Raw genomic sequence first — 22,975 nt, 5'->3', positions numbered from 1 at the left:
GGCCATCTCGCGGGCTTTGAAGGAAAGGAAGCCTATGCGCCGCGTGGTCGTAACCGGAATGGGCATCGTCTCATCGATCGGCAACTCCACCCAGGAGGTGCTGGCCTCGCTGCGCGAGGGCAAGAGCGGCATCTCCCGTGCGGAGAGCTATGTCGAACACGGCTTCCGCAGCCAGGTGCACGGCGCGCCGCAGCTCGACCCGACCGAGGTGCTCGACCGCCGCGCCATGCGCTTCCACGGCGGCGGTACCGCCTGGAACCACATCGCCATGGACCAGGCGATCCGCGATTCGGGGCTTGAGGCGCACGAGATCTCCAACGAGCGCACCGGCCTCGTCATGGGTTCGGGTGGCCCGTCCACCCGCACCATCGTCGAAGCTGCCGACATTACCCGGAAGAACCACAGCCCCAAGCGCATCGGGCCGCTGGCGGTGCCCAAGGCGATGAGCTCGACCGCCTCGGCGACGCTCTCGACCTGGTTCAAGATCAAGGGCGCGAGCTACTCGATCTCGGCCGCCTGCGCGACCACCAACATCTGCATCGGCAACGCCGCCGAGATGATCCAGTACGGCAAGCAGGACGTCATGTTCGCCGGCGGCTGCGAGGATCTCGACTGGACGCTGTCCTGCCTGTTCGACGCCATGGGCGCGATGTCCTCGGACTATAATGACCGCCCGGCCGTGGCCTCGCGCCCCTATGACAAGAACCGCGACGGCTTCGTCATCTCCGGCGGCGCCGGCGTGCTGGTGCTGGAAGAGCTGGAGCATGCCAAGGCGCGCGGCGCGCGCATCTATGCCGAGATCGTCGGCTATGGCACCTCCTCCGACGGCGCCGACATGGTCGCCCCTTCCGGCGAGGGCGCGGAGCGCGCGATGAAGCTGGCGCTGGCCGGCGTCAACGGCCCGATCGACTACATCAACCCGCACGCGACCTCCACGCCGGTCGGCGATCTCAAGGAGATCGAGGCGATCCGCGCGGTGTTCGGCGACAAGTGCCCGCCGATCTCCGCCACCAAGGCGCTCACCGGCCACTCGCAGGGCGCCACCGGCGTGCACGAGGCGATCTATTCGATCCTGATGATGCAGAACGGCTTCATCGCCGCGAGCGCGCATATCGAGGAGATCGACCCGGCCTTCGCCGACATGCCGATCACCCGCGAGCGTATCGACAACGTGAAACTCGGCAGGGTGCTGTCCAACGGCTTCGGCTTTGGCGGTGCCAATGCGGTGCTGGTGCTCCAGCATCCGGATGCCTGACACCGTCCGTGCGGCGAAAGGAACAGCGGCATGAGCCTGATGCAGGGCAAGCGCGGCCTCATTATGGGCGTCGCGAACGATCACTCCATTGCCTGGGGCATAGCCAGGGCCGTGGCGGGGCAGGGCGCCGAGCTCGCCTTTACCTACCAGGGTGAGGCGCTGGGCCGGCGGGTGAAGCCGCTCGCCGAGAGCCTGGGCAGCAACACCGTGCTGCCCTGTGACGTCGAGGACCTCGAATCGGTCGACGCCGTCTTCGCCGCGCTGAAGGAAAAATGGGGCACGATCGACTTTCTGGTCCATGCCATCGGCTTCTCCGACAAGAACGAGCTCAAGGGCAGTTACGCCAACACCACCCGCGCGAACTTCACGCGCACCATGGTGATTTCCTGCTTCTCGTTCACCGAGCTGGCCAAGCGCGCCGCGGCGCTGATGCCCAATGGCGGCTCGCTCATCACCCTCACCTATGGCGGCTCCACGCGGGTGATGCCGAACTACAACGTGATGGGCGTCGCCAAGGCGGCGCTTGAGGCCAGCGTGCGTTACCTCGCCGCCGATTACGGTCCGCAGGGCATTCGGGTCAACGCCATCTCCGCCGGCCCGATCCGCACCCTCGCCGGTGCGGGCATTGGCGATGCGCGGCTGATGTTCAACTACCAGAAGCAGCACGCCCCGCTCCGCCGCACCGTGTCCATCGACGAGGTCGGCGGTGCCGCGCTGTACCTGATGTCCGACCTCTCCTCCGGGGTGACGGGCGAGATTCACTTCGTCGATTCGGGCTACAACATCATCTCCATGCCGCATCCCGACGCGCTGAAGGTGATCGAGGACGCGGTCGAGGCCGGCATCGCGGCGGCGGACTAGGGCGCACCCGCGCGCCCGTCCGCGGACGACGGCCCGCGCTGAGGTTGAAGGCCGTCCGCGGGAAGGGCGCTTGCCTGAGGGGAGCGCGTTGGAATGGTGTTCATCCAGCAGTTTCTGGTCATCGAGACCTTCGCCGTTCTTGGTGTGATCCTGTCGCTGACGGATCGTCACCGGCGCGCGGTGTTCGTCGTCGGCTTTCTCGTCATGCTGCCCAGCGCGGCCCTCATCGCGCTTCACGGCGCGGGTGCGCCCTGGCGGCGCTGGCTGATCGTGGCGCTGGTCGCCCTTTATGTCGGCCGGATGTGTGCGGTGCTCCTCGCCTGGTTCGCCACGACGGGCGCCGCCAAGCTCGACACCCCGTCGCTGGCGATGCGCATCGCCCTGCCGCTGGTTCTCACCAACACCGCCGGCTGGCTCTACTGCGCGCCGTTCTATTGGGCGAGCGAGCGGGGCGGGGGCTTCGATGCATGGGATGGGGCGGCGCTCGGGCTCTATGGCCTCGGCACCGTGATCCACGTCACCGCCGACTGGCAGAAGCACGCCTTCCGCCGCGACAGCGCCAATCGCGGAAAGCTGCTGGAGCGCGGGCTTTGGGGGCTGTGCCGCCATCCCAATTACGCCGGTGACACGCTGGTCTATGTGTCGTTCGCGGTGCTCTCGGGCTCCCTCTTCGGGCTGGTGGCGCCGGCTGCCGTCGTGCTGCAATACGCCTTCGACGCCATCCCGCGGAACGAGGCGATGAACGCCGCGCGCCATGGCGAGGTCTGGCACGCCTATGCCCGCCGGGTGAAGGTCTTCATCCCCTTCATCCTCTAGGGGAACCGCACCGGGCACCACCTGTCTCCGGGAATGATGGACAACCCCCGTTCGGGCGCTGACAAGTGCTGCCATGTAGCGATAAGGTATTGCACGTGCGGCATTATCATGTCGGTTCGCCGGCCAGGGCCGGTCCACGTGGGCAAGCTGGGGACATGATGCATTCGATTCTGGGGGCGGGGCCGCGCCGGTGTGAGACAATCGGTGTGGGCCATGGCTGCGCGCCGCGAAGCTGTGTGCGGCTGAGCGAGGATGCCGGCTGTTGAGTGCTTCCCGCGTCACCCCCCTTCTCATCGGCATCTCGACGGCGATCCTGGTCACCGGTGCGCTCCATCTGGCGCAGTCGGTGCTGGCCCCGGTGGCCTTCGCGCTGTTCATCATCGCCCTGGTCTGGCCGCTACAGGTGCGGCTGGAGGCGAAGATGCCGCCGCTGGTGGCGATGGTGCTCACGCTCATTGTCACCGTCATCGCGGTGTTCGCCCTCGGCTATCTGGTGGTGTGGGGCTTCAGCCATGTGGTGCACTGGCTGCTGGCCAATGTGGCGCGCTTCCAGGCGCTCTATGCCGAGGCGTCGGAATTCCTGGAGGGGCACGGCATCTACACCGCCGGCGCGCTCTCCGATGCCCTGAATGCCAGCGCGCTGATCCGGCTGTCGCAGAACCTTGCCGGCCGGCTCAACGGCATGATCGGCTTCGCCGTCGTGACGCTGATCTTTGTCATGCTTGGGCTGCTGGAGGTTCGCGTGATCGCGGCCAAGCTGGTGGCCGAGCGCGGGGAGGGCGGGCGCTGCTTCATCGCCGGCTGCACCGAGACGGCGGCCAAGTTCCGCACCTATATGGGCGTGCGCACGGTGATGAGCCTGATTACGGGCGTCGCGGTGTGGGCCTTCACGGCGTGGCTCGGGCTTGAGCTGGCGCTGGCCTTCGGCGCCATCGCCTTCGCGCTCAACTACGTGCCGTTTCTCGGCCCGCTGGTGGCGACGCTGCTGCCGACCTTCTTCACCCTCGCCCAGTTCGGCTCCTGGCGGCTGGCGATCGTGGTGCTGGTGGCGATGAACGTGATCCAGTTCTTCACCGGCTCCTATATCGAGCCGCGCGTCGCGGGGCGGGCGGTGTCGGTCTCGCCCTTCCTGGTGCTGCTGTCGGTGTTCTTCTGGGCGTTCCTGTGGGGCATTCCCGGCGCCTTCATCGGGGTGCCGGTGGTCATCGCCCTGCTCACACTGTGCGAACAGTCCGACAGCGCGCGGTGGGTGTCGCACCTGCTGTCGGGCCGGGAGAAAGCCTGATGCTCAAAATTCTCGGCCGCAGCCTGCGCCGTCTTGTCCGCTGGGTCAGCCTGGCCGTTCTCCTGCTGGCGATCGGCTTCCTTGGCGCCCGCATCTGGTTCGCCAGCAGCGGCGCGCCGCTGGAGCCGTGGCACACCTTCCAGCCGGAAGAGCTGAGCGTCGAGGAGATGGACCACGCCGACTGGCGCGGCTATCTCGCCCGCGAGGAGACCCTCTTCAACGAGGTGACCGCGGAGGTGGTGCAGAAGCTGCCCGAGGATGAGCGCGTCCCCTCCAACCGCTATTTCGAAGGCAGCGTCGTCTATCCCCCGCATCTGAGCCATGACTGGAACCGCTCCTACGAGCTCGTCCCCGAAGGCGAGCCGAAGGGCGCGGTGGTGCTGCTCCACGGCCTCACCGATTCGCCCTACAGCCTGCGCCATGTCGGGCGGCTCTATCAGGACGCCGGCTTCGTCGTGGTGGCGATCCGCCTGCCCGGGCACGGCACCGTCCCCGCGGGGCTGGCCGAGGTCGAATGGGAGGAATGGAGCGCGGCGACGCGGCTGGCGGTGCGCGAGGCGCATGCCCGCGCGCCCGGCAAGCCGCTGGAGATCGTCGGCTTCTCCAATGGCGGCGCGCTCGCCCTGCAATACGCGCTCGACGCCCTCGACGATGATGCGCGCGCCCGGCCCTCCCGGCTGGTCTTGATCTCGCCGATGGTGGGCATCACCCGTTTCGCGCGCTTTGCGGGTGTCGCGGGGCTGCCCTCGCTGCTGCCGGCCTTCGCCAAGGCGGCATGGCTGGGCATCATCCCGGAGTTCAACCCGTTCAAGTACAACTCCTTCCCGGTCAACGGGGCGGTGCAGTCCTATCAGCTCACCCAGGCCCTGCAGGGCGCCATTGCCGCCCATGCCTCGGCGGGACGGCTGGGGGAACTGCCTCCCGCGCTCACCTTCCAGTCGGTGATGGACTTCACCGTCTCCACCCGCGCGATCGTGGATGCCTTCTACGGCCAGCTGCCGGCCAATGGCAGCGAACTGGTGCTGTTCGACATCAACCGCAACACCAAGCTCGGCCCCCTGCTGCGCGCGACTTCCTATTCCGCCCTGCTCCGCACCCTGCCGCCGGCGCCGCGCAACTTCCGCAGCTCCGTCGTCACCAATGACCATGAGGCCAGCGAACAGGTGGTGGAGCGCACCATAGAGGCCGGGCAGACCGAGGAGACCTCGCGTCCGCTGGGCCTGGTCTATCCGCGCGACGTCTATTCGCTCTCCCATGTCGCGCTGCCGTTCCCGCCCACCGATTCGCTCTACGGGTCGGATCCCGACCCGGCGGAGAATTTCGGGCTGGAGCTGGGCGCGATGGCGGTGCGGGGCGAGCGCGGCGCGCTCATCGTCAATCTCGACGCGCTGGTGCGCATGTCGTCGAATCCGTTCTTCTCCTACATGATCGAGCGGATCGGCGAAGGCATCGGCGAACAGCGCGCACCCTAGCCGGCCCTGTCCCGCCAGCCCCGCCACGCCGGCCGGGCGCCGGCATTGCCGTGTCCGCTGCGCCCACATTCCGCCGCGAACAAAAAAACCGCGACGGCCGGTGGGGCCGCCGCGGTCCGGTCATTCGTCCGGTGGGTGCTGTCAGCAGCGCACGGCGACGGCGTTGCCGTAGCGGTCGCGGGTCCAGCATTCCTTGGGCGAGGTCGCCGCGCCGATGACAGCGCCGGTTGCCGCGCCCACGCCCGCGCCGATGGCCGCACCCGTGCCGCCGCCGGCGATGCCGCCGATGATGGCGCCGGCGCCGCCGCCGATCAGGGCGCCGGTGCCGGTGCGCTTCTCGGTGGTGGTGCAGCCGGCGAGCGCAATGCCGAGCGCGGCGATAGTGATGATCCTGAGCATGATTTGCCTCCCGCTACAGGCGGATGTTGGTCCAGTGACAAAGCCGAGTTTTCTCACCCCCCGGAAAGGCTGGCCGTCGGCTTCTCACGGCCTGCCGTTGCCAAATAGAGCGCCGGTAGGAAGATCAGGGTTAGCACGGTCGCGATCATAAGACCTCCCATGATCGCAAAGGCCATCGGGCCCCAGAACACAGTGGGGGCAATCGGTATCATGCCGAGGACGGTCGAGACGGCGGTGAGCATGATCGGGCGGAAGCGGGTGACGCAGGCGTCGGTCACCGCCTCGCGCACGTTTTTGCCGGCCGCGCGCTCGGCCTCGATCTGGCCGATCAGGATGACCGCGTTCTTGATGATCATGCCGAGCAGGGCCAGAATGCCGAGAATGGCGACGAAGCCCAGCGGCCGGTTCGACAGCAGCAGCGCCAGCACCACGCCGATCATGCCCAGCGGCCCGACGCTCAGCACCAGCAGCAGCAGGCGGAAGCGGCGAAGCTGCGCCATCAGCACGGTGAGCATGATCAGCAGCATCAGCGGCACCACGGCCACGACGGAGGCCAGCGACTTCGCGCTTTCCTCCACCGTGCCGCCCACCACGACCTTGTAGCCGCGCGGCAGCCCGGCGTTGAGGGCCGCGAACTGCGGCTCCAGCCCGCGCACCACGGTCTCGGGCAACTGGCCGGGCTTCACGTCGGCCTGCACGGTCAGCGTCGGCACGCGGTCGCGGCGCCACACCAGCGGGTAGGTCTGCTCATAGTCGAAGGTGGCGAACTGGCTCAGCGCCACGGTGCGCCCGTTCGGCAGCGGGACCTGCAGCGTGCGCAGCGTGTCGAGCGAGACGCGCTGCTCGTCGGTGGCACGCACCACCACGTCGACGAGATGGATGTCGTCGCGCACCTGCGTCACCGGCGCGCCGGACACCACCGTGTTGAGCACATTGGCGATGGTCTGCGTCGACAGGCCGAGCTGGCGGGCTTCGTCCTGGTTGACGCGGATGCGGATCTCGCGCGCCGGATCGATCCAGTCGTAATTGACCTTTTCCGCATACGGGCTGGTGGCGATGATCTCCGCGACCTTGAAGGCGATATCGCGCACCTGTGTCAGCTCGGGACCGGAGACCCGGTACTGGATCGGCCAGCCCACCGGCGGGCCCAGCTCCAGCGGGTAGACCCGCGCCACCACCGCGGGGAAGTGGTCGGCGAGCGTCTTCTCCAGCTTGTCCTGCAGCCGCTGGCGCGCCTCCACATCCTTCGCCACGACCACGGCCTGGGCGAAGAAGTCATTGGGCAGCTGGGCATTGAGCGGCAGGTAGAAGCGCACCGCGCCCTGCCCGACATAGGTGCTCCAGCGCGCCACGTCCGGATCGTCCTTCAGCGTGGCATCGAAGCGCTGGGCGACGTCCTGCGTGGCGTAGATCGAGGCGTTCTGCGGCAGGCTGAGGTCGACCAGCAGCTCCGGACGGTCGGAAGAGGGAAAGAACTGCTGGGGAATGAGCGGAATGGCCAGAATGGACAGCACGAACGCGCCCACGGTGAGCCCGATCGTGAGCCAGCGGGCCGTCAGTGCCGCCGATAGCATGCGGCGATAGGCCCGCTCGACCGCGCCCGGCCCCTTGGCCGAGCCGGGCTTCGGCGGCTTGAGGATGGCCAGGCCCAGCAGCGGCGCGAACACCACCGCCACCACCCACGACACAAGGAGGGCGATGGAGACCACGGCGAAGAGCGAGAAGGTGTATTCGCCCGCCGAACTCCTCGCGAAGCCGATCGGCACGAAGCCGGCGATGGTGACCAGCGTGCCCGCCAGCATGGCGACGGCATAGGTTTTGAACGCGTAGATGCCGGCCACCTCCTTCGGTTCGCCGAGGGCGAGCCGGTTGAGGGTGGCGTCCGTCGTCGTCATGGCGTCGTCGACCATCAGCGCGAGCGCGATGATCAGCGCGCCCAGCGAGATGCGCTGCATGTCGATGCCGACGAGCTGCATCACCGCGAAGACGATGGCCAACGTCAGCGGAATCGCCAGCGCCACGATCAGGCCGGGGCGCACGCCAAGCGAGAGGAAGCTGATCGCCAGGATGATGGCGACCGCCTGCCACAGCGATTCCATGAATTCGGCGATGGAGCCCTTCACCGTCACCGCCTGGTCGGCCACCAGATGGGGTTCGATGCCGATCGGCATGTCGGCGGTGATCTCCGCCATCGCCGTGTCGATATTGCGCCCGAGGGTGAGGATGTCGCCACCCTCGCGCATGGCGATGGCGAGGCCGATGGCAGGTTCGCCATTGGTGCGGAACAGCGGCTGCGGCGGGTCGGCAAAGCCGCGCCGCACCGTGGCGATGTCGGCCAGGCGCAGCATCCGCCCGTCGACGGCGAAATTGATGTCGCGAATGTCGTCTTCCGAGCCGAACGCGCCCGAAACCTGGATCGCCAGCTTCTCATCGCCGGTCTGGATGGTGCCGGCGGGCTGCACCACGTTCTGTGCCTGCAGCGCGGCGATGAGGGCGGAGCGGTTGATGCCGAGGCTGGCGAGTTCCTGCATCGAGAACTCGACGAAGATGCGCTCGTCCTGCGCCCCGAGAATCTCGATCTTCGAGACGTCGGGCACATGGAGCAGCTTGGAGCGCACCTCCTCCACATAATCGCGCAGCTCGCGATGGGTGAAGCCGTCGGCGGTGAAGCCGTAGATCAGTCCGAACGTGTCGCCGAATTCGTCATTGAAGCCGGGGCCGATCACGCCGGCCGGCAGCGTGTGGCGCATGTCGCTTACGCTTTTGCGCACATGGTACCAGAGGTCGGGCACCTCAGAGGCGGTGGTCGCGCCCTCCAGATTGACGAAGATCGTCGTCACGCCGGGGCGAGTGTAGCTGCGGATGAAGTCCAGCTTGGGCGTTTCCTGCAGCCTGCGCTCGATGCGCTCGGTCACCTGTTCCAGCATGTCTTCCACGCTGGCGCCGGGCCACGCCGCCTGCACCACCATGGTCTTGATGATGAAGGACGGGTCCTCGCTGCGGCCGAGCCGCGCATAGGAGAACAGGCCGGCGACGATGGCGACGATCATGAAGAAGATCACGAGCGAGCGCTCGCGGATCGCCCATTGCGAGAGATTGAAGCGCATCAGGCCCCCGATCCCAGCAGGCGGACCTTCTGGCCCGGATGCAGCGCCTGGACGCCCGCGGTCACCACGACTTCACCCGCGTCGAGCCCGCTCGCCACCGCGACGCTCGCCGGGTTGAAGGCCAGCACCTCGATATTGCGCAGCGACACCGTCTCGTTCGCGGTGTCGACGACCCACACCGCCGGCATGCCGTTGAACGCGGTCAGCGCCGAAGCCGGGATCTCGACCCGCGCGTCGCCCGCCACCTTCACATGGCCGGTCACGGTGGAGCCGAGCCGCATCGCCTCTGGCGGGTTGTCGAGCCCCACCCGCACGCGGAAGGTGCGCGTCACCGGGTCCGCCTGCGGCGAGACCTCCCGCACCCGCCCGATGGCGGTGACGGAGGGATCGCTGGCCAGGCTGACGGTGATGATCGGCTCGGCCGGGGTGGCGCGCAGCAGCGCGGCGGGCACGTCGAACACCGCGTCGCGGCCGCCCTGGCGGGCGAGCTGGAGGATCATCTGCCCGGCCTGCACCACCTCGCCCGGCTCGGCGCCGCGCGCGGTCACGGTGCCCGGGCCGTCGGCCTCGAGCTGGGTATAGGCGAGGTTGTCGGTCGCGATCTTCAGCTGCGCCTCGGCATTGTCGACCCCCGACTGCGCCGACTGCATCCCCGCCATCGCGGAATCGTGCTGGGCGCGCGTGGTGAAGCCGCTCTTGAGCAGCTGGTCCTGGCGGTCGAAGGCGTTGGTGGCCTTGACGAGCTGGCTTTCGGCGGCGGCGAGCGCGGCCTGGGCGGAGCGCAGCGCGTTGCGCGCATTCTGCGGGTCGAGACGGGCGACCACCTCTCCGGCCTTCACTGTGTCGCCCACATTCGCCGAGCGCTCGATCATCCGCCCGGACACGCGGAACGCCAGCGCCACCTGGTCCTGCGCCTGCACGTCGCCGGTCAGGCTGGCGGTTTCCCCGCCCTGGTTGAGCGCGACCGTGATCGTGCGCACCGGGCGCGGGGCCGGCGCCTGCGCTTCCTCTTCCGCCGAACAGGCACCCAGCAGCAGGGCGGCCGCGAGCGTCATGCCCTTCCACTTCAATGGGCGACGCGCGGCACGGCGCGGTTGGCTCAGCGGGTCCGGCCGGGAACGCGGAAAGGGATGTTCAGCCATGAAATCACGCAGGCTCATTTCTGGAGTGACGGGCGGAGCGGAAAAGCCGGTGCGCTTCCCGCGCGGGGACCGGGAAGGCAGGCGGGCCAGCCTTTTTTATAGCCGTTCCGCGGCAGGCTGCGATCAGCCGGGAGTCCCGGCAGTGTGCATCTCGTCTCAATCGGTGCCGTGACAATCAAGCGCCAAGTCCCCGCAGCAGGTCGCCGAGGTCGTCGAGCCGCGGTGCGGGCGGCCGTCCCGCGCGGGGGGCAGGGGGCAGGCCCGAAAGCGCGGCCTCGCGCACCTCGCGCGGTGTGCTGCCGAACACGGCCTTGAACGCCCGGCTGAAACCGGACGCGTCGGGGAAACCCATCTCGTCGGCGATCTGCACGATCGGAAGGCTGTTGGTGGTGTCGCACAGGCGGGCATGGGCGGCCAGCAGGCGCTGGCGCTGGATGTAGCGCATGACCCCGCCCAGCGGTTCGAACAGCCGGTAGAGACGCGAGCGCGACACGCCCAGCTCGCGACAGAGCAGGTCCGCACCCAGCGTGGGCGCGCGCAAGTGCTGGCGCACCACCACCCGCGCCCGCTCGCGCAGCGTCGCGATTAGCGGCCCGCGCGCGGCGTGAAGCCGGTCCGCCTGCGGGACGAGGCAGGCGGCGAGCATCACGCGCGTCATCTCCACCATCGCGGGAACGGTGGCGGGGTCGAGATCGGGCAGATGACGCGCCAGGCTTTCCAGATAGTCGCCGAGCATCAGGCTCAGCCCGGTCTCGGGCAGCACCGGTGCCAGCGTGTCGAATTCGGCGGCGTCCGCGCCGAACATGTCGCGCGGGATATAGAGCGAGAGCACATGGGTATCGCACGCCTCTCCCTCGAAGGGACGCGCGAGGGAGCGGAAGCCGAGCAGCCGCGCCCGCTCGGGTCCTGTCGCCAGCACCAGGCACCAATGGTCGAGCGGATCGCGCGTGAGGTGGCGCCAGCGCCGTGCGGAAGGCGGGCCCGGCAGCCATGCCTCGGTCAGGGCCAGCCGCCCGAAGTCCCAGGACAGATGGTCGACCTCGAATTGAGGGGGGCATTCCGCCGGCAGGGAAAGGTCGATGGCGGGCGCACAGAAGGCACGATACGCCTCGAACTGCTCGCTCGCGGCACGCCCGCGCGTGCTGAAGCGCATGGGCTGCATCGGCGCCCGGCGGCCGCCCGCATCGCTTAACGCTGTCGCCCACAGCAAATTCAAGATGAACCCACCCTGTCACATCGCAGGAATGTCCGGTCCTCTGGACATTTCCGGCTGATACACCGCCCCCCGGCGATGCCAGTCCATATCTCAACCGGGCGCCCCTCGCACCCGCCGCCCTCATGTCCGTTCGTAGTATAATTCTAAACAGCGATGTAGAACAGAGTACCTCAGCGCGCCCGTCGCCCGCCGCTGGCGTCCGGTGGTCGCCGGCCTCACACGGCCCTCATCTGACACCGCGCCTCCACGCCAACGCGGTCGGCAGAAGGCATCCCTGCCGGGCGGGCCGCCAGTGCCCGCATCGCATCCTGCCGGCCGTGCCATCGGAATCGGTGAGCGTCAGATTCCCCGCGCCGCATCCAGCGCTGGTCGCGCGTGGGAGCCGTCCGGCACGTGGCGGGTGGCCGCGTTCGCCGGTGCGCGGGCGCCTCGCCCTCGCCTTGGAAGGGGCCGATCCGGCGCTCCCCGCAAGGGTGAGACGCGCGGGCGACATGGTGCGGAAAGATCCAACCTTGCGGGCCCTGCCGCGCCGGGGCTCTTGCCACGCGCGTCAGGTCTTGCCTTAGTGGAGGCACGTCTCTCGCGCACCGACGCACCTCCGCAGGCTCGGGACATGACATCATCCTTCGTTTGTTCGGCTGTGCTGCGCGCGGCATCGCTCTATCTGCTCTGGATCGCTCTGGCCGGCGTGGCGACGGCGGAGCTTGTCGTTGGCGTGCCGGTGGTCCTGCTCGCGGTGTGGGCCAGCCTGCGGCTGTTGCCGCCCGCGCGGACCCACCACGGGCCGTCCCGCGCCGCACTGCGTGCGCTGGCGATGCTGGTGCTGCGCCTCCCGCTGCAGTCGCTGGTCGCGGGCATCGACGTCGCGCGCCGCGCGATTTCCCGGCCGCTGCGATTGCAGCCCGGCGAGGTGGTCTGTGCCTGCGCGCTGCCGCGCGCCGGCGCGCCTCGTGGCGATGAGGACATGGCGCCCGGCGCCGGCATCGCGCGCGGTGTCTTCCGCGTTCTCCTCGCGCTGCAGCCGGGCTCGCTTCCGGTGGCCGAGCGGGAGGATGGTGCTCTGATCGTGCACTGTCTCGATGTCACCGCACCGGTTGCGGACCAGCTGGCCCATGAGGAAGCGCTGTTCTCGGCCGCCATCGGCCCGATCGCGGCCGGGGGGCGAACGCCTTGAGCGTGTTCCTCGTCGCGGTGGGGGCATTCATCCTGCTCATGATCGGGCTCGGGCTGGTTCGCCTGCTGCGTGGCCCTTCCGCGGCTGATCGCATGATGGCGGCGCAGCTCGCCGGCACGGGCCTCGCCGCCGTCTGCCTCTTGCTCGCCAGCGCCAGCGGGATGAGCGCGATCGCCGATGTCGCGGTGGCGCTGGCGCTTCTGGCCGCCCTCGGCGCGGTGGCGCTGAGCCGCCATGCCGGCCCCGCGCGCGAGCCCGGCGAATGAGCGCGCTCATGGATGCCTTCACGGTGTTGATGGTGCTGGCCGGCGCCTTCTTCTTCATGGCGGGGACCGTGGGCCTGCTGCGCTTTCCCGATGCGCTGAGCCGGCTGCACGCCCTCACCAAGGTCGACACGCTGGGCCTTGGCCTGATCGCGCTCGGCCTGCTGCCGCAGGCGGGGGGTCCGCTCGCCGCGCTCAAGATCCTGCTGGCCCTGGGGCTGGTGCTGTTCGCCGGGGCCGTGGCCGGCCAGCTCATAGCGGCCGTGGCCCGGCGCGAGCGGCGCGACGACAATGGCGCCGGGAAACGGAGCGCCCCGTCGTCATGACCCTCGCGCTGGATGCCCTCCTGGCCCTGCTGCTGCTGGCGGTCGCCGGCTTCACCGTATGGGCGCCCGGCACCCGCGCGGCGGTGATCGGTTTCATCACGCTCGGGCTGCTGCTGGCGCTGGCCTGGGTGCGCCTTGCGGGCGTCGATGTCGCGCTGACGGAGGCAACGGTCGGGGGCGGGGCGACCGGCATCCTGTTGCTGCGCGCATGGGCCCGTCTGGGGCCGTCGCCGGTGCCGGTGTCGGGCAGGGGGCTGCGGCTCGCCGCGTCCGCGCTCGCCGGGCTGGTGACGCTGGCGCTGGCGCTGTTCGTGCTCGCCCTCCCGCCCGAGGGGCCTTCGCTTGCCGCGCCCGCCATCGCCGGCATCGATACCTTCGGTCTCGGCAACCCGGTGACGGCGGTACTGCTGGGCTATCGCGCGCTGGACACCTTGCTGGAGAAGATTGTCCTGCTGCTCGCGGTCATCGGCGTCTGGGCGCTGGCCCGCGACGCGGACTGGGGAGGGCCCCCGCTTCCGCTCGCGGGGCTGGCGAACGGCGATGAGCGCGACACGTCTCTCGCATTGATGGCGCGCGCGCTGCCGCCCATCGGCATCGTCTTCGGCCTCTATCTGGTCTGGATCGGGGCGGATCATCCCGGCGGCACCTTCCAGGGTGGAGCGGTACTGGCGGCGATGTGGCTGCTGGCGATGCTGGCCGGTGTCGCCGCCGCGCCCCGCACCGGCTCCCCCCGGCTGCGCCTGGCGCTGGTCGCCGGCCCGGCGCTGTTCATCGCCGTTGGCTTTGCCGGCGTTCCCCTCGCTGGCGCCTTCCTCACCTATCCGCCCGATCTGGCCAAGGCCATCATCGTCGCCGTCGAATTCGCCCTCACCCTCGCCGTCGCGGTGGTCGTCGTGCTTCTGGTCGCCGGTCCGGCCGGGCAGGTGCGGCGATGAGTGCGGCGATGAGCGCGGCGACCATCATGGGCCTCGCGGCGGCCGGCCTCGTCGGCATCGGCCTCTTCGGCCTCATCGTCCACCCCACGAACCTCATGCGCCTCGTCAGTTTCAATGTCGCGGGGGCCGGGATCTTCCTGCTGTTCGGGGTCGCGGCGCGGCGGGGGGCCGCGGCGGGCGTGGCGGCTGATCCGGTGCCGCAGGCGCTGGTGATCACGGGCATCGTCGTCGCCTTCGCCGCCTCCGCGCTCGCGGTCGCGCTCATCCTCGCCCACGCTGAAGCCAATGCTGACGCGCGGCACCGTGAGGGCGAAAACGAATGAACGCCGGGATCAGCTCGGAGGACGGCCTGCTTCTGGTGCTGGCCGTGATGCTGCCGGCGGTGGGCCTCGTCGCTATGTTCGTCTGGCCGTTCCGTGCGCCGGAGCGGGCCGCTTTTCTGCTTTATGTTCCAGGACTTGCAGTGGCGATCGCTGTCCTCTCCAAGGTCATGGAAACGGCCGCCCCGCTCACCTATGTGCTGGGTGGCTGGGCGCCGCCGCTTGGCACCCTGCTGCGCGCGGACGGTGTCGCGGCCATGATGTTGGTGGTCACGGCGCTGATCCTGGGCCTTGTCGGGCTCTCGGCCTGGCCCTCGTTTCGCACCCCTGCCGGCGAGAGGCAGACGCGCCGCGCCTTTGCCTTCTGGGCCTTGATGCTGGGACTGTGGAGTGCGCTCAATCTCGCCTTTCTGGCGCGGGACCTGTTCACCCTGTTCGTGGCGCTGGAATTGCTCACCTTCGCGGCCGTTCCGCTGGTGGCGCTGGAGGGCAAGGGCGAAACGCTGGCGGCGGCGCTGCGCTACCTGCTGTTCGCGCTCGCCGGCTCCGGCCTCTATCTCCTTGGCGTTGCACTGATTTATTCCCGCTATGCCACGCTCGACATTGGCACGCTGGCCGACATTGCAGGTGGCGGCGACGCGCTGGCGCTGGGGCTGATGACCGCGGGGCTCATGGCGAAGACCGCGGTGTTTCCGCTCCATCTGTGGCTGCCCCCCGCCCATGCGGCAGCGCCCGCGCCGGCAAGCGCGGTGCTTTCGGCGCTGGTGGTGAAGGCGCCGTTCCTCATCATTGTGCGGCTGTGGTTCGAGCTTGGCGGAGGGCCCGGTCCTGTCGGGCCGGCCTCCGTGCTGCTGGCCGGGCTGGGCGCCGCCTCCATCCTGTGGTGCAGCGTCATGGCGCTGCGCCAGTCCCGTCTGAAGCTGATGATCGCCTACTCCACCGTTGCCCAGATCGGCTACCTGTTCCTCATGTTTCCGCTGGCGGACGCGGCGCAGCCGGCGCTGACGCCGGGCTGGACGGGGGGCATGCTCCAGCTGGTCTCTCATGCCTTCGCCAAGGCGGCGATGTTCGTGGCCGCCGGCCTCATAGCCGAAGCGCTCGGCCATGACCGCATCGACGATCTCGCCGGCGCCGCCCGCGCGGCGCCTCTGAGCGTGGCGGCGCTGGCGCTGGCGGGGCTCTCGCTGGTCGGCCTGCCGCCGAGCGGTGGTTTCAACGCCAAGGCGATCCTGCTGAGTGCCGCCGTGGCGCAGGGGCAGTGGTGGATCGCGATCGTCATTCTCGCGGGCGGCGTGCTGGCGGCGGGCTATGTGTTCCGCGCCATCGGCCGTGCGACGGGCGAGCCGGACGCCGGCCTCGTGCTGCGGCCCGTGTCGCGCTGGCGCGAGGCGGTGCCGCTCGCGCTTGCTCTGTGTGCGCTGCTGCTGGGCTTCGTCCCGCTGCGTCCGCTTGCCCTTTTCGCGATAGGAGCCGCCCCGTGAGCTTCGCCGCGCTCCTGCTCGCCGCCGCTCTTATCCTGCCGCTGCTCCTGGCCGGCCTTCTCGCGGCCGGGCGGCTGCGGACCGGCGCGCTGGAATTGCTCGCACTCGCGCCTTTGCCCGCGCTCGCGGCTGCGCTGCTGGTGCCGCGCGGGGCGCTGGTGCTGTCGCCGCCGCCGCTGCGCATCGTGCTCGCGGTGGACACGCCCGGCGCGGTGCTGCTCGGCGGGGCGGCGCTGCTCTGGGCGTTCGCGGGGCTCTATGCCCGCCATTACATGGCCAGGGACCCGCACGCTGCGCGTTTCGCCTTCTGGTGGCTGGCGACGCTCGCCGGCTCGCTGGGAACCTTCGTGGTGGCGGATCTGGCGAGCTTCTACCTGATGTTCTCGCTGGCCAGCCTGTCGGCCTTCGGCCTGGTCGCTCATGAGCGCTCGGCTGCCGCGCAGCGCGCCGGGTTCATCTATATGGGTCTCGCCATCCTCGGCGAGGCGCTGCTGCTGCTGGCCTTCGTGATGTTTGCGAATGGAGGCGAGGGCAATCCGCTGATTGCGGAGACGGTGGCGCGTCTTTCCTCGTCGCCGCTTGGCGGTGTCACTCTCGCCCTGCTGATCGTCGGCTTCGGCATGAAGATGGGATTGGTGCCACTCCACGTCTGGATGCCGCTGGCCCACCCCGTGGCGCCGATGCCAGCTTCCGCCGTCCTGAGCGGCATCATCGTCAAGGCGGGCGTCATAGGCCTCATCCGCTTCCTGCCGCTCGGGTCCGCTTCGGCAGGGCAAGGGCTGGCGGGCTGGGGCGCGTTCCTCACCGCTCTCGGCCTGGTCACGGCCTTCTATGGCGTCGCGATCGGAATCACCCAGCGCCATCCAAAGACCGTGCTGGCCTATTCCACCGTCAGCCAGATGGGATTCGTGGCCGCCATCCTCGGCGCGGGCCTCGCCTCGGGCGCTGCGGCGACGGCGTCGATCACGGCCGTTTATGGCCTGCACCACATGCTGGTGAAGGGCACGCTGTTCCTCGGCGTGGGTGTCGCGGTGTCCGGTCGCCATCGCGCTGTAGTGTCCGGGGTCATGGGCCTGCTGGCGCTCAGCCTCGCCGGCCTGCCGTTCACCAGCGGCGCACTGGCGAAATACGCGGCCAAGGAGATCATCGACGGCGGCCTCGCCAGCAGCCTTGCCTCGCTGTCCGCGGCGGGAAGCACGCTGCTGATGCTGCACTTCCTGCAGTGTCTCTCAACCTTCGGGAAGGCCGGCGCGGCGCCCGCGAAAGCACCTGTGCCGGGGCTTGTGCTGCCCTGGGCTTTGACCGCCCTGATCTCCCTCGCGCTGCCCTGGCTGCTGTTCGGCCCTGTTACCGGGATCCCCACGGACGCCGTGTTTTCGCTGGCGGCGCTGTGGGGCGCGCTCTGGCCGGTGCTGATGGGGGCCGGGCTCGCGATCGCGCTGCGGCGGTTCGCCTGCCGCCTGCCGCGCGTGCCGGAGGGCGACCTTGTCGTGCTGGCGGAGGCCGGCGCGCCCCTGATCCTGCGTGCCGGGGCAGCCCTTGAGCGGGGGGATGCCGTTCTGCGCCAATGGCCCGCCGGCCTTTCGGCGCTTGTCTGCGTGGGGCTGGCGCTGGCGGCTCTGTTGCATTGGGGACGCTGACTCACACCGAATGCCGCCGCCGGCCAAAGGCCCTCGTTCCGTTGGCTGACTTCTCTGGTATAGGTGCGGCTTCCGGGGTTCAGCGTATCGGTCTGGGCATGCGTCTCGCCGCAATCCTCTTCGCCTGCTTCATGCTTGCCGGATGCGCGACCCGTCCCACGGGAGTCCTGGCTCCGATTGCCGCAGCGGCGCCCGACGCGACCTCCGTCGACATGCTGGTCGCAACCACCCGCGAACCGACCGACAACATCAACGTCCTCTTTACCGGAGAGCGCGGGTCGGCCATCGCCTACACCGCCTTCGACATTTCGATCCCGCCGGCCGCCAATCGGCGGGTCGGCGAGGTGCAGTGGCCGCGGCGCCTGCCGGCCAATCCGGAGCGTGAGTTCGCCACCCTCTCGGCCACTCCGGTCGAGGGCTCCGGCGCGGCGAAGGGCTGGCTTCACGAGCATTTGCCCAAGAGCAAGCGCGTGTTGATCTTCGTGCACGGCTTCAACAACCAGTTCGAGGACGCGGTCTACCGTTTCGCCCAGATCGTCCACGATTCCGGCGCTGACGCCGCCCCGGTGCTGTTCACCTGGCCCTCGCGCGGCAGCATTTTCGCCTATGGCTTTGATCGCGAGAGCGCCAATTTCTCGCGCGATGCGTTCGAGCAGATGGTCTGGCGCGTCGCCAGCGATCCCGAGGTGCGCGACGTCACCATCATGGCCCATTCCATGGGCGCGTGGCTGGCCATGGAGGGGCTGCGCCAGATGGCGATCCGCCGCGGCCACCTGCCGGCGAGCATCCACAACATCATTCTTGCCTCACCCGATCTCGACGTCGACGTCTTCGCCAAACAGTGGATTTCGCTCGACGGGCCGACCGCGCGCTTCACCATCTTCACCTCGCAGAACGACCGCGCTTTGGCACTGTCACGTCGCTTCGCCGGCAATATCGACCGGCTGGGCCAGATCGATCCCTCCGCGCCGAACTACTACGCACGGCTGGAGCGGGCTGGCATCGTGGTCATCGATCTTACCGCGCTGCGCGGTGGTGATTCCTTCAATCACAACAAGTTCGCCGAATCCCCGGAAGTCGTGCAGCTCATCGGCACGCGACTGGTCGCGGGGCAGAAGGTCACCGATTCCGATCCCAGCCTGGGTGAGGTCATCGGCGCCACGGCGATAGGCGTCGGTCAGGCGGCGGGCGGCGTCATCACCGCGCCCATCGCGGTGTTCGACCCCGCCCTGCGCCGGGCGGCAACTCCCTAGCGCGCGCTGGGCACCATCGTTGCCCTGCAACGGTGTCGCGGGCTTGACGGCTGTTTTCCGATACCGGCAGATCAGCGGGTGAGCGGTGCCGGTGGCGGCGGCCGCCGGGCCCGGAGACGTGGATGTCTTCTTCGGTTGTGGAGGCCGCGCGCGGTCGCGGCGAGACGGCCTTCCTGTTCGGGCAGATGCTGTTGTGCTCGTTCCTCTGGGCGCCGGCCTTTCTGCTGCTTCAACGCATCGGCGTCGATCTCTCGCCGCTCGCGCTCACGGCGCTGCGCGATCTGCTGGGCGGCGGCGTCATGGCGCTCTGGTTTCTGGTCATCGGCCAGCGGATCCTGCCGGCGGGGCGGGAATGGGCCGACTGGGCCGTGCTCGGCGTGCTCCAGGTCATCGTGCCGAACACGCTCACCGTCTATGCGCTGGGCAAGATCACGACCTCGCTCGCATCCCTCATCCAGTCCTCCACGCCGCTGCTGGTCGCGCTCATCGCACCGTTCCTGTTTGCCAGCGAGCGTCTCACCGGTGCGCGCATCGTCGGCATGGCGCTCGGCATAGGCGGGCTGGTGCTTCTGCTGGGCGGGATCGATCTCCTGCGCAGCAGCGATGGTTCCGTTCCCGGAGCGCTGGCCATGGCGGGGGTGCCGGTGAGCTATGCGCTCGGCAACATCTATGTGCGCCTGGTGCCGAACGCGCCGCCGGCGCGGCTGGCCTATGGGCAGCTCGTCTTCTCCGGTCTGCCTTGCCTCGCCGTGGTGCTGGCGTTCAGCGGCCCCTCGGCGTTCGCTGCGGCGGGCGACCATTTGGTCGACCTCGCCGTGCTCAGCCTGATGGCGACCGCGGTGCCGCTGATCATGTTCATGCGCATCCTGCGTCTTGCCGGGCCGACGGTGGGAACCATGGTCGGCTACCTGGTGCCGGTGTGGACCATTCTCATCGGCGCCGGCCTCTTCGGGGAAACGTTGCAGATGCACGAAGTGATCGGCGGCGCGTTGCTCCTCGCTGGAATTGTCATCGCCTCCGCCAGTTGCCCGGGCCGGGCGTAGATCAAGCTGCAATGCAGCATAGAATTTGCGTTGCAGTGTAAAAATACGTCGAAATCTGCGCCTACGCCCCTTCAGGACGCTGAAATCGTGTTGTGGCTTGCTCGAATCAAGTGTGTCCGTCTGAGATGCCATGGGGGCGGCGGCTTGAAAATGAAACATGGTGCACAAACACGGGACGTGATGCCAATTTAAGCCGACGGGGGAAGGGATATACATCACCTGACGAGTAAACGACGGGCAGATGTGCAGATGGCGAATTCCCCTGTGAGCAAGCTTTCGCTCCCCAGCCTCACGGCGATGGTCGTCGGCTCGATGGTGGGTGCTGGCATCTTCAATCTGCCTGGCCGCTTCGCGACGGCGACCGGGCCCTTCGGGGCCATCATCGCCTGGGCGATCGCGGGAACCGGCATGTACATGCTGGCCCGCGTCTTTCAGGCGCTCGCCGAGAAGCGGCCAGATATCGATTCCGGCGTCTTCGCCTATGCCAAGGCGGGCTTCGGCGACTATATGGGCTTCCTGTCGGCCTTCGGTTACTGGCTCGGCAGTTGCCTCGGCAACGTCTTCTACTGGGTACTGATCGGCTCGACGCTTGGCCGCTTTTTCCCGGAGATCTTCGGGGATGGCAGCAGCGCCACCGCGATCATCGTGTCGCTGGTCGGCATCTGGTGCTTCCATTTCATGATCCTGCGCGGTGTCGAGCAGGCGACCTTCATCAACACGGTCGTCACCGTCGCCAAGATCGTGCCGCTGATCGTGGCCATCCTCGCCTTCATCTTCTTCTTCAACTATTCGCAGTTCTCCGAGAATTTCTTCGGCGGCGTGAACATGCCGGAGAAGACGCTGCTGGCGCAGGTGCGCGACACCATGCTCATCACCGTCTTCGTGTTCCTCGGCATCGAGGGCGCAAGCGTCTATTCGCGCTTTGCCAAGAAGCGCTCTGATGTCGGTTCCGCCACCATTCTCGGCTTCGTCGCCGTCACCGGTCTGATGGTGGCCATCACCCTGCTGCCCTATGCGACCGCGCCGCGCGCCTACATCGCCGGCGTGGCAAACCCTTCGCTCGCCGGTGCGCTGGAACTTGTCGTCGGCCACTGGGGCGCGGTGTTCATCTCCATCGGCGTGCTGGTCTCCGTGCTGGGCGCCTATCTCGCCTGGTCGCTGATCTGTGCGGAAGTGCTGTTCGCCGCGGCGAAGTCGCAGGACATGCCGAAGCTGTTCGCGGCGCAGAATGGCAACCGCGTGCCGGCCAACGCGCTGTGGATGACCAACATCGTCGTCTCGCTGTTCGTCATCTCGACCTACTGGTCGCGCGACGCCTTCAACTTCATGCTCGACATGACCAGCGTCACCGCGCTGCTGCCCTATCTGCTGGTGGCCGGCTATGGCGTGCTGCTGGCACGCAGCGGCGTGGGATATGAAACCACGCCGAACGAGCGCGGGCGCGACCAGATCTTCGCCTGGATCGCCCTCATCTACACGCTGTTCATGTTCGTCGCCGCCGGCCTGAAATATGTGCTGCTTGTCGCGGTGCTCTTCTTGCCGGGCACGATCATCCTCTACTTCTGGGCACGCCGCGAGCAGAAGGCGCGCCTGTTCACGTCCGTTGAACTCATTGTCTTTGCCGTCACGGTCGTCGCCGCTCTCATCGGCACCTATGGCCTCGTGACCGGCATCATTACCCCCTGAGAACAAGAAATACCGGGAGCCTCACCATGGAAACCATGTTCGGCGTTCATTCGGAGGTCGGCCAGCTGCGCAAGGTCATGGTCTGCGCGCCGGGCCGTGCCCATCAGCGCCTCACCCCGTCCAACTGCGACGCCTTGCTGTTCGATGACGTGCTCTGGGTTGATGTCGCCAAGCGCGACCATTTCGACTTCATCACCAAGATGCGCGATCGCGGCATCGAGGTGGTGGAGATGCACAATCTGCTCACCGAAACGCTTGCCGTCCCGGAAGCGAAGGCGTGGATCCTCGACAACCAGGTGGTGCCGAACAATATCGGCCTCGGCTTTGTCGAGGAGGTGCGCTCCTATCTCGAAGGATTGCCCAACCGCGAGCTCGCCGAGACGCTGATCGGCGGCCTGTCGACCTACGAGTTCCCCGAATCCATCGGCGGGGCGACACTGGCGCTCATCCGCGACGCGGCGGGCGTCAACGAGTATCTGCTGCCGCCGCTGCCCAACACGCTCTACACCCGCGACACCACCTGCTGGATCTATGGCGGCGTCACGCTGAACCCGCTCTACTGGCCGGCGCGGCACGAGGAGACCATCCTCACCACCTCCATCTACAAGTTCCATCCCGACTTCGCCGGCAAGGTGAATGTGTGGTGGGGCGACCCGACGCAGGACTGGGGCCTCGCCACGCTGGAAGGCGGCGACGTCATGCCCATCGGCAAGGGCAATGTGCTCATCGGCATGAGCGAGCGCACCTCGCGCCAGGCGATCAGCCAGCTCGCGGGCGCGCTGTTCGAGCAGGGCGCGGCCACGCGCGTCATCATCGCCGCTATGCCGAAGCTGCGCGCCGCGATGCATCTCGACACGGTCTTCACCTTCGCCGATCGGGACTGCGTGCTGCTCTATCCCGACATCGTCGACAAGATCGAGTGCTTCTCGTATCGGCCGGACGGCAAGGGCGGCGTCGAGCTGCACAAGGACAAGGGCGGCCTCGTCGAAACGGTCAAGGAGGCCCTCGGCCTGCCCTCGATCCGCGTCGTCGAGACCGGCGGTAACGACTATATGCGCGAGCGCACCCAGTGGGATTCCGGCGCCAATCTCGTCTGCGCCTCTCCGGGCGTGGTGTTCGCCTATGATCGCAACACCTATGCCAATACGCTGTTGCGCAAGGCGGGGATCGAGGTCATCACCATTGACGGCTCCGAGCTCGGGCGCGGGCGCGGCGGTGGGCACTGCATGACCTGCCCCATTATCCGCGACGCCGTCGATTTCTGACCGATCCGTTCGGTCGACAGGTTCGGGACGGTCCGG

General features: G+C 68.3%; 20 protein-coding genes. 16 read left to right on the top strand and 4 right to left on the bottom strand.

Translation table 11 applies throughout. The annotated features are described in order from the left end of the window. Window positions 1-34: 34 nt before the first annotated feature. From fabB to G3A50_RS08025, 5 genes are all read left to right on the top strand, one after another. A complete protein-coding gene (gene fabB / locus G3A50_RS08045; protein WP_163074754.1) occupies window positions 35-1,255 on the top strand; it encodes a beta-ketoacyl-ACP synthase I in 1,221 nt (406 codons plus the stop codon). A 30-nt stretch (window positions 1,256-1,285) separates the two neighbouring features. Next, a complete protein-coding gene (gene fabI, locus G3A50_RS08040; RefSeq protein ID WP_163074753.1) occupies window positions 1,286-2,116 on the top strand; it encodes an enoyl-ACP reductase FabI in 831 nt (276 codons plus the stop codon). 93 nt (window positions 2,117-2,209) lie between these two features. Continuing rightward, entirely contained in the window at window positions 2,210-2,932 is a 723-nt protein-coding gene (locus G3A50_RS08035) for a DUF1295 domain-containing protein (RefSeq protein ID WP_163074752.1), read from the top strand. Window positions 2,933-3,194: 262 nt separating this feature from the next. Further along, on the top strand, window positions 3,195-4,217 hold the full coding sequence (locus G3A50_RS08030) for an AI-2E family transporter (protein WP_210255252.1): 1,023 nt from the start codon (window positions 3,195-3,197) through the stop codon (window positions 4,215-4,217). After that, window positions 4,217-5,689 carry an alpha/beta hydrolase gene (locus G3A50_RS08025; RefSeq protein WP_163074751.1) on the top strand — a complete coding sequence of 491 codons (1,473 nt, stop codon included), beginning with the start codon at window positions 4,217-4,219 and terminating at the stop codon, window positions 5,687-5,689. Before G3A50_RS08030 ends, G3A50_RS08025 begins: the two co-directional genes overlap by 1 nt. Before the next feature lie 141 nt (window positions 5,690-5,830). Here G3A50_RS08025 and G3A50_RS08020 read toward each other — a convergent pair whose 3' ends face one another. The 4 genes from G3A50_RS08020 to G3A50_RS08005 all read right to left on the bottom strand — a co-directional run bounded on the left by G3A50_RS08020 (window position 5,831) and on the right by G3A50_RS08005 (window position 11,490). Further along, complete coding sequence (locus G3A50_RS08020) at window positions 5,831-6,088, bottom strand: YMGG-like glycine zipper-containing protein (protein WP_163074750.1); 258 nt, start codon at window positions 6,086-6,088, stop codon at window positions 5,831-5,833. Between the two features lie 53 nt (window positions 6,089-6,141). Then, complete coding sequence (locus G3A50_RS08015) at window positions 6,142-9,195, bottom strand: efflux RND transporter permease subunit (RefSeq protein WP_163074749.1); 3,054 nt, start codon at window positions 9,193-9,195, stop codon at window positions 6,142-6,144. After that, the gene (locus G3A50_RS08010; protein ID WP_163074748.1) at window positions 9,195-10,250 is read right to left on the bottom strand and encodes an efflux RND transporter periplasmic adaptor subunit; all 1,056 of its coding nucleotides are present in this window, start codon (window positions 10,248-10,250) and stop codon (window positions 9,195-9,197) included. The genes G3A50_RS08015 and G3A50_RS08010 overlap by 1 nt, the downstream gene beginning before the upstream one ends. A 262-nt stretch (window positions 10,251-10,512) precedes the next feature. Next, window positions 10,513-11,490, bottom strand: a complete 978-nt coding sequence (locus G3A50_RS08005) for an AraC family transcriptional regulator (RefSeq protein ID WP_163074747.1) — start codon at window positions 11,488-11,490, stop codon at window positions 10,513-10,515. 676 nt (window positions 11,491-12,166) lie between these two features. On the opposite strand from G3A50_RS08005, the gene G3A50_RS08000 reads away from it, so the two are divergent. From G3A50_RS08000 to G3A50_RS07950, 11 genes are all read left to right on the top strand, one after another. After that, complete coding sequence (locus tag G3A50_RS08000; RefSeq protein ID WP_163074746.1) at window positions 12,167-12,727, top strand: Na+/H+ antiporter subunit E; 561 nt, start codon at window positions 12,167-12,169, stop codon at window positions 12,725-12,727. Window positions 12,728-12,729: 2 nt separating this feature from the next. Continuing rightward, the gene (locus G3A50_RS07995) at window positions 12,730-12,993 is read left to right on the top strand and encodes an MrpF/PhaF family protein (RefSeq protein WP_246252405.1); all 264 of its coding nucleotides are present in this window, start codon (window positions 12,730-12,732) and stop codon (window positions 12,991-12,993) included. Continuing rightward, complete coding sequence (locus G3A50_RS07990) at window positions 12,990-13,316, top strand: monovalent cation/H(+) antiporter subunit G (RefSeq protein WP_163074744.1); 327 nt, start codon at window positions 12,990-12,992, stop codon at window positions 13,314-13,316. The genes G3A50_RS07995 and G3A50_RS07990 overlap by 4 nt, the downstream gene beginning before the upstream one ends. After that, entirely contained in the window at window positions 13,313-14,251 is a 939-nt protein-coding gene (locus G3A50_RS07985; protein WP_163074743.1) for an MnhB domain-containing protein, read from the top strand. The genes G3A50_RS07990 and G3A50_RS07985 overlap by 4 nt, the downstream gene beginning before the upstream one ends. Before the next feature lie 8 nt (window positions 14,252-14,259). Next, window positions 14,260-14,574 carry an NADH-quinone oxidoreductase subunit K gene (locus G3A50_RS07980; RefSeq protein ID WP_163074742.1) on the top strand — a complete coding sequence of 105 codons (315 nt, stop codon included), beginning with the start codon at window positions 14,260-14,262 and terminating at the stop codon, window positions 14,572-14,574. Next, entirely contained in the window at window positions 14,571-16,052 is a 1,482-nt protein-coding gene (locus G3A50_RS07975; protein ID WP_163074741.1) for a complex I subunit 5 family protein, read from the top strand. The genes G3A50_RS07980 and G3A50_RS07975 overlap by 4 nt, the downstream gene beginning before the upstream one ends. Beyond that, window positions 16,049-17,692, top strand: a complete 1,644-nt coding sequence (locus G3A50_RS07970) for a complex I subunit 5 family protein (protein WP_163074740.1) — start codon at window positions 16,049-16,051, stop codon at window positions 17,690-17,692. The genes G3A50_RS07975 and G3A50_RS07970 overlap by 4 nt, the downstream gene beginning before the upstream one ends. A 98-nt stretch (window positions 17,693-17,790) precedes the next feature. After that, complete coding sequence (locus tag G3A50_RS07965) at window positions 17,791-18,945, top strand: alpha/beta hydrolase (RefSeq protein WP_163074739.1); 1,155 nt, start codon at window positions 17,791-17,793, stop codon at window positions 18,943-18,945. A gap of 122 nt (window positions 18,946-19,067) precedes the next feature. Further along, window positions 19,068-19,988 carry a DMT family transporter gene (locus tag G3A50_RS07960; RefSeq protein ID WP_163074738.1) on the top strand — a complete coding sequence of 307 codons (921 nt, stop codon included), beginning with the start codon at window positions 19,068-19,070 and terminating at the stop codon, window positions 19,986-19,988. Between the two features lie 249 nt (window positions 19,989-20,237). Further along, entirely contained in the window at window positions 20,238-21,674 is a 1,437-nt protein-coding gene (locus tag G3A50_RS07955) for a basic amino acid/polyamine antiporter (protein ID WP_163074737.1), read from the top strand. 26 nt (window positions 21,675-21,700) lie between these two features. Next, window positions 21,701-22,939: an arginine deiminase gene (locus G3A50_RS07950; RefSeq protein WP_163074736.1), complete on the top strand. Its 1,239-nt coding sequence runs from the start codon at window positions 21,701-21,703 to the stop codon at window positions 22,937-22,939. Window positions 22,940-22,975: the final 36 nt, after the last annotated feature.

It is taken from the genome of Ancylobacter pratisalsi (assembly GCF_010669125.1).
GTDB lineage: Bacteria > Pseudomonadota > Alphaproteobacteria > Rhizobiales > Xanthobacteraceae > Ancylobacter > Ancylobacter pratisalsi.
The sequence above is the reverse complement of the archived record's forward strand: the minus strand, read 5'-3'. Positions and strand labels throughout refer to the sequence as shown.

Coding starts and splice junctions, on each gene's coding strand:
- G3A50_RS07955 (WP_163074737.1), top strand. CDS start 20,238: ATGGCGAATTCCCCTGTGAGCAAGCTTTCGCTCCCCAGCCTCACGGCG.
- fabB (WP_163074754.1), top strand. CDS start 35: ATGCGCCGCGTGGTCGTAACCGGAATGGGCATCGTCTCATCGATCGGC.
- G3A50_RS08015 (WP_163074749.1), bottom strand. CDS start 9,195: ATGCGCTTCAATCTCTCGCAATGGGCGATCCGCGAGCGCTCGCTCGTG.
- G3A50_RS08000 (WP_163074746.1), top strand. CDS start 12,167: ATGACATCATCCTTCGTTTGTTCGGCTGTGCTGCGCGCGGCATCGCTC.
- G3A50_RS08035 (WP_163074752.1), top strand. CDS start 2,210: ATGGTGTTCATCCAGCAGTTTCTGGTCATCGAGACCTTCGCCGTTCTT.
- fabI (WP_163074753.1), top strand. CDS start 1,286: ATGAGCCTGATGCAGGGCAAGCGCGGCCTCATTATGGGCGTCGCGAAC.
- G3A50_RS07990 (WP_163074744.1), top strand. CDS start 12,990: ATGAGCGCGCTCATGGATGCCTTCACGGTGTTGATGGTGCTGGCCGGC.
- G3A50_RS07975 (WP_163074741.1), top strand. CDS start 14,571: ATGAACGCCGGGATCAGCTCGGAGGACGGCCTGCTTCTGGTGCTGGCC.
- G3A50_RS08025 (WP_163074751.1), top strand. CDS start 4,217: ATGCTCAAAATTCTCGGCCGCAGCCTGCGCCGTCTTGTCCGCTGGGTC.
- G3A50_RS08005 (WP_163074747.1), bottom strand. CDS start 11,490: ATGCGCTTCAGCACGCGCGGGCGTGCCGCGAGCGAGCAGTTCGAGGCG.
- G3A50_RS07985 (WP_163074743.1), top strand. CDS start 13,313: ATGACCCTCGCGCTGGATGCCCTCCTGGCCCTGCTGCTGCTGGCGGTC.
- G3A50_RS08020 (WP_163074750.1), bottom strand. CDS start 6,088: ATGCTCAGGATCATCACTATCGCCGCGCTCGGCATTGCGCTCGCCGGC.
- G3A50_RS07960 (WP_163074738.1), top strand. CDS start 19,068: ATGTCTTCTTCGGTTGTGGAGGCCGCGCGCGGTCGCGGCGAGACGGCC.
- G3A50_RS07980 (WP_163074742.1), top strand. CDS start 14,260: ATGAGCGCGGCGACCATCATGGGCCTCGCGGCGGCCGGCCTCGTCGGC.
- G3A50_RS07965 (WP_163074739.1), top strand. CDS start 17,791: ATGCGTCTCGCCGCAATCCTCTTCGCCTGCTTCATGCTTGCCGGATGC.
- G3A50_RS07950 (WP_163074736.1), top strand. CDS start 21,701: ATGGAAACCATGTTCGGCGTTCATTCGGAGGTCGGCCAGCTGCGCAAG.
- G3A50_RS08010 (WP_163074748.1), bottom strand. CDS start 10,250: ATGACGCTCGCGGCCGCCCTGCTGCTGGGTGCCTGTTCGGCGGAAGAG.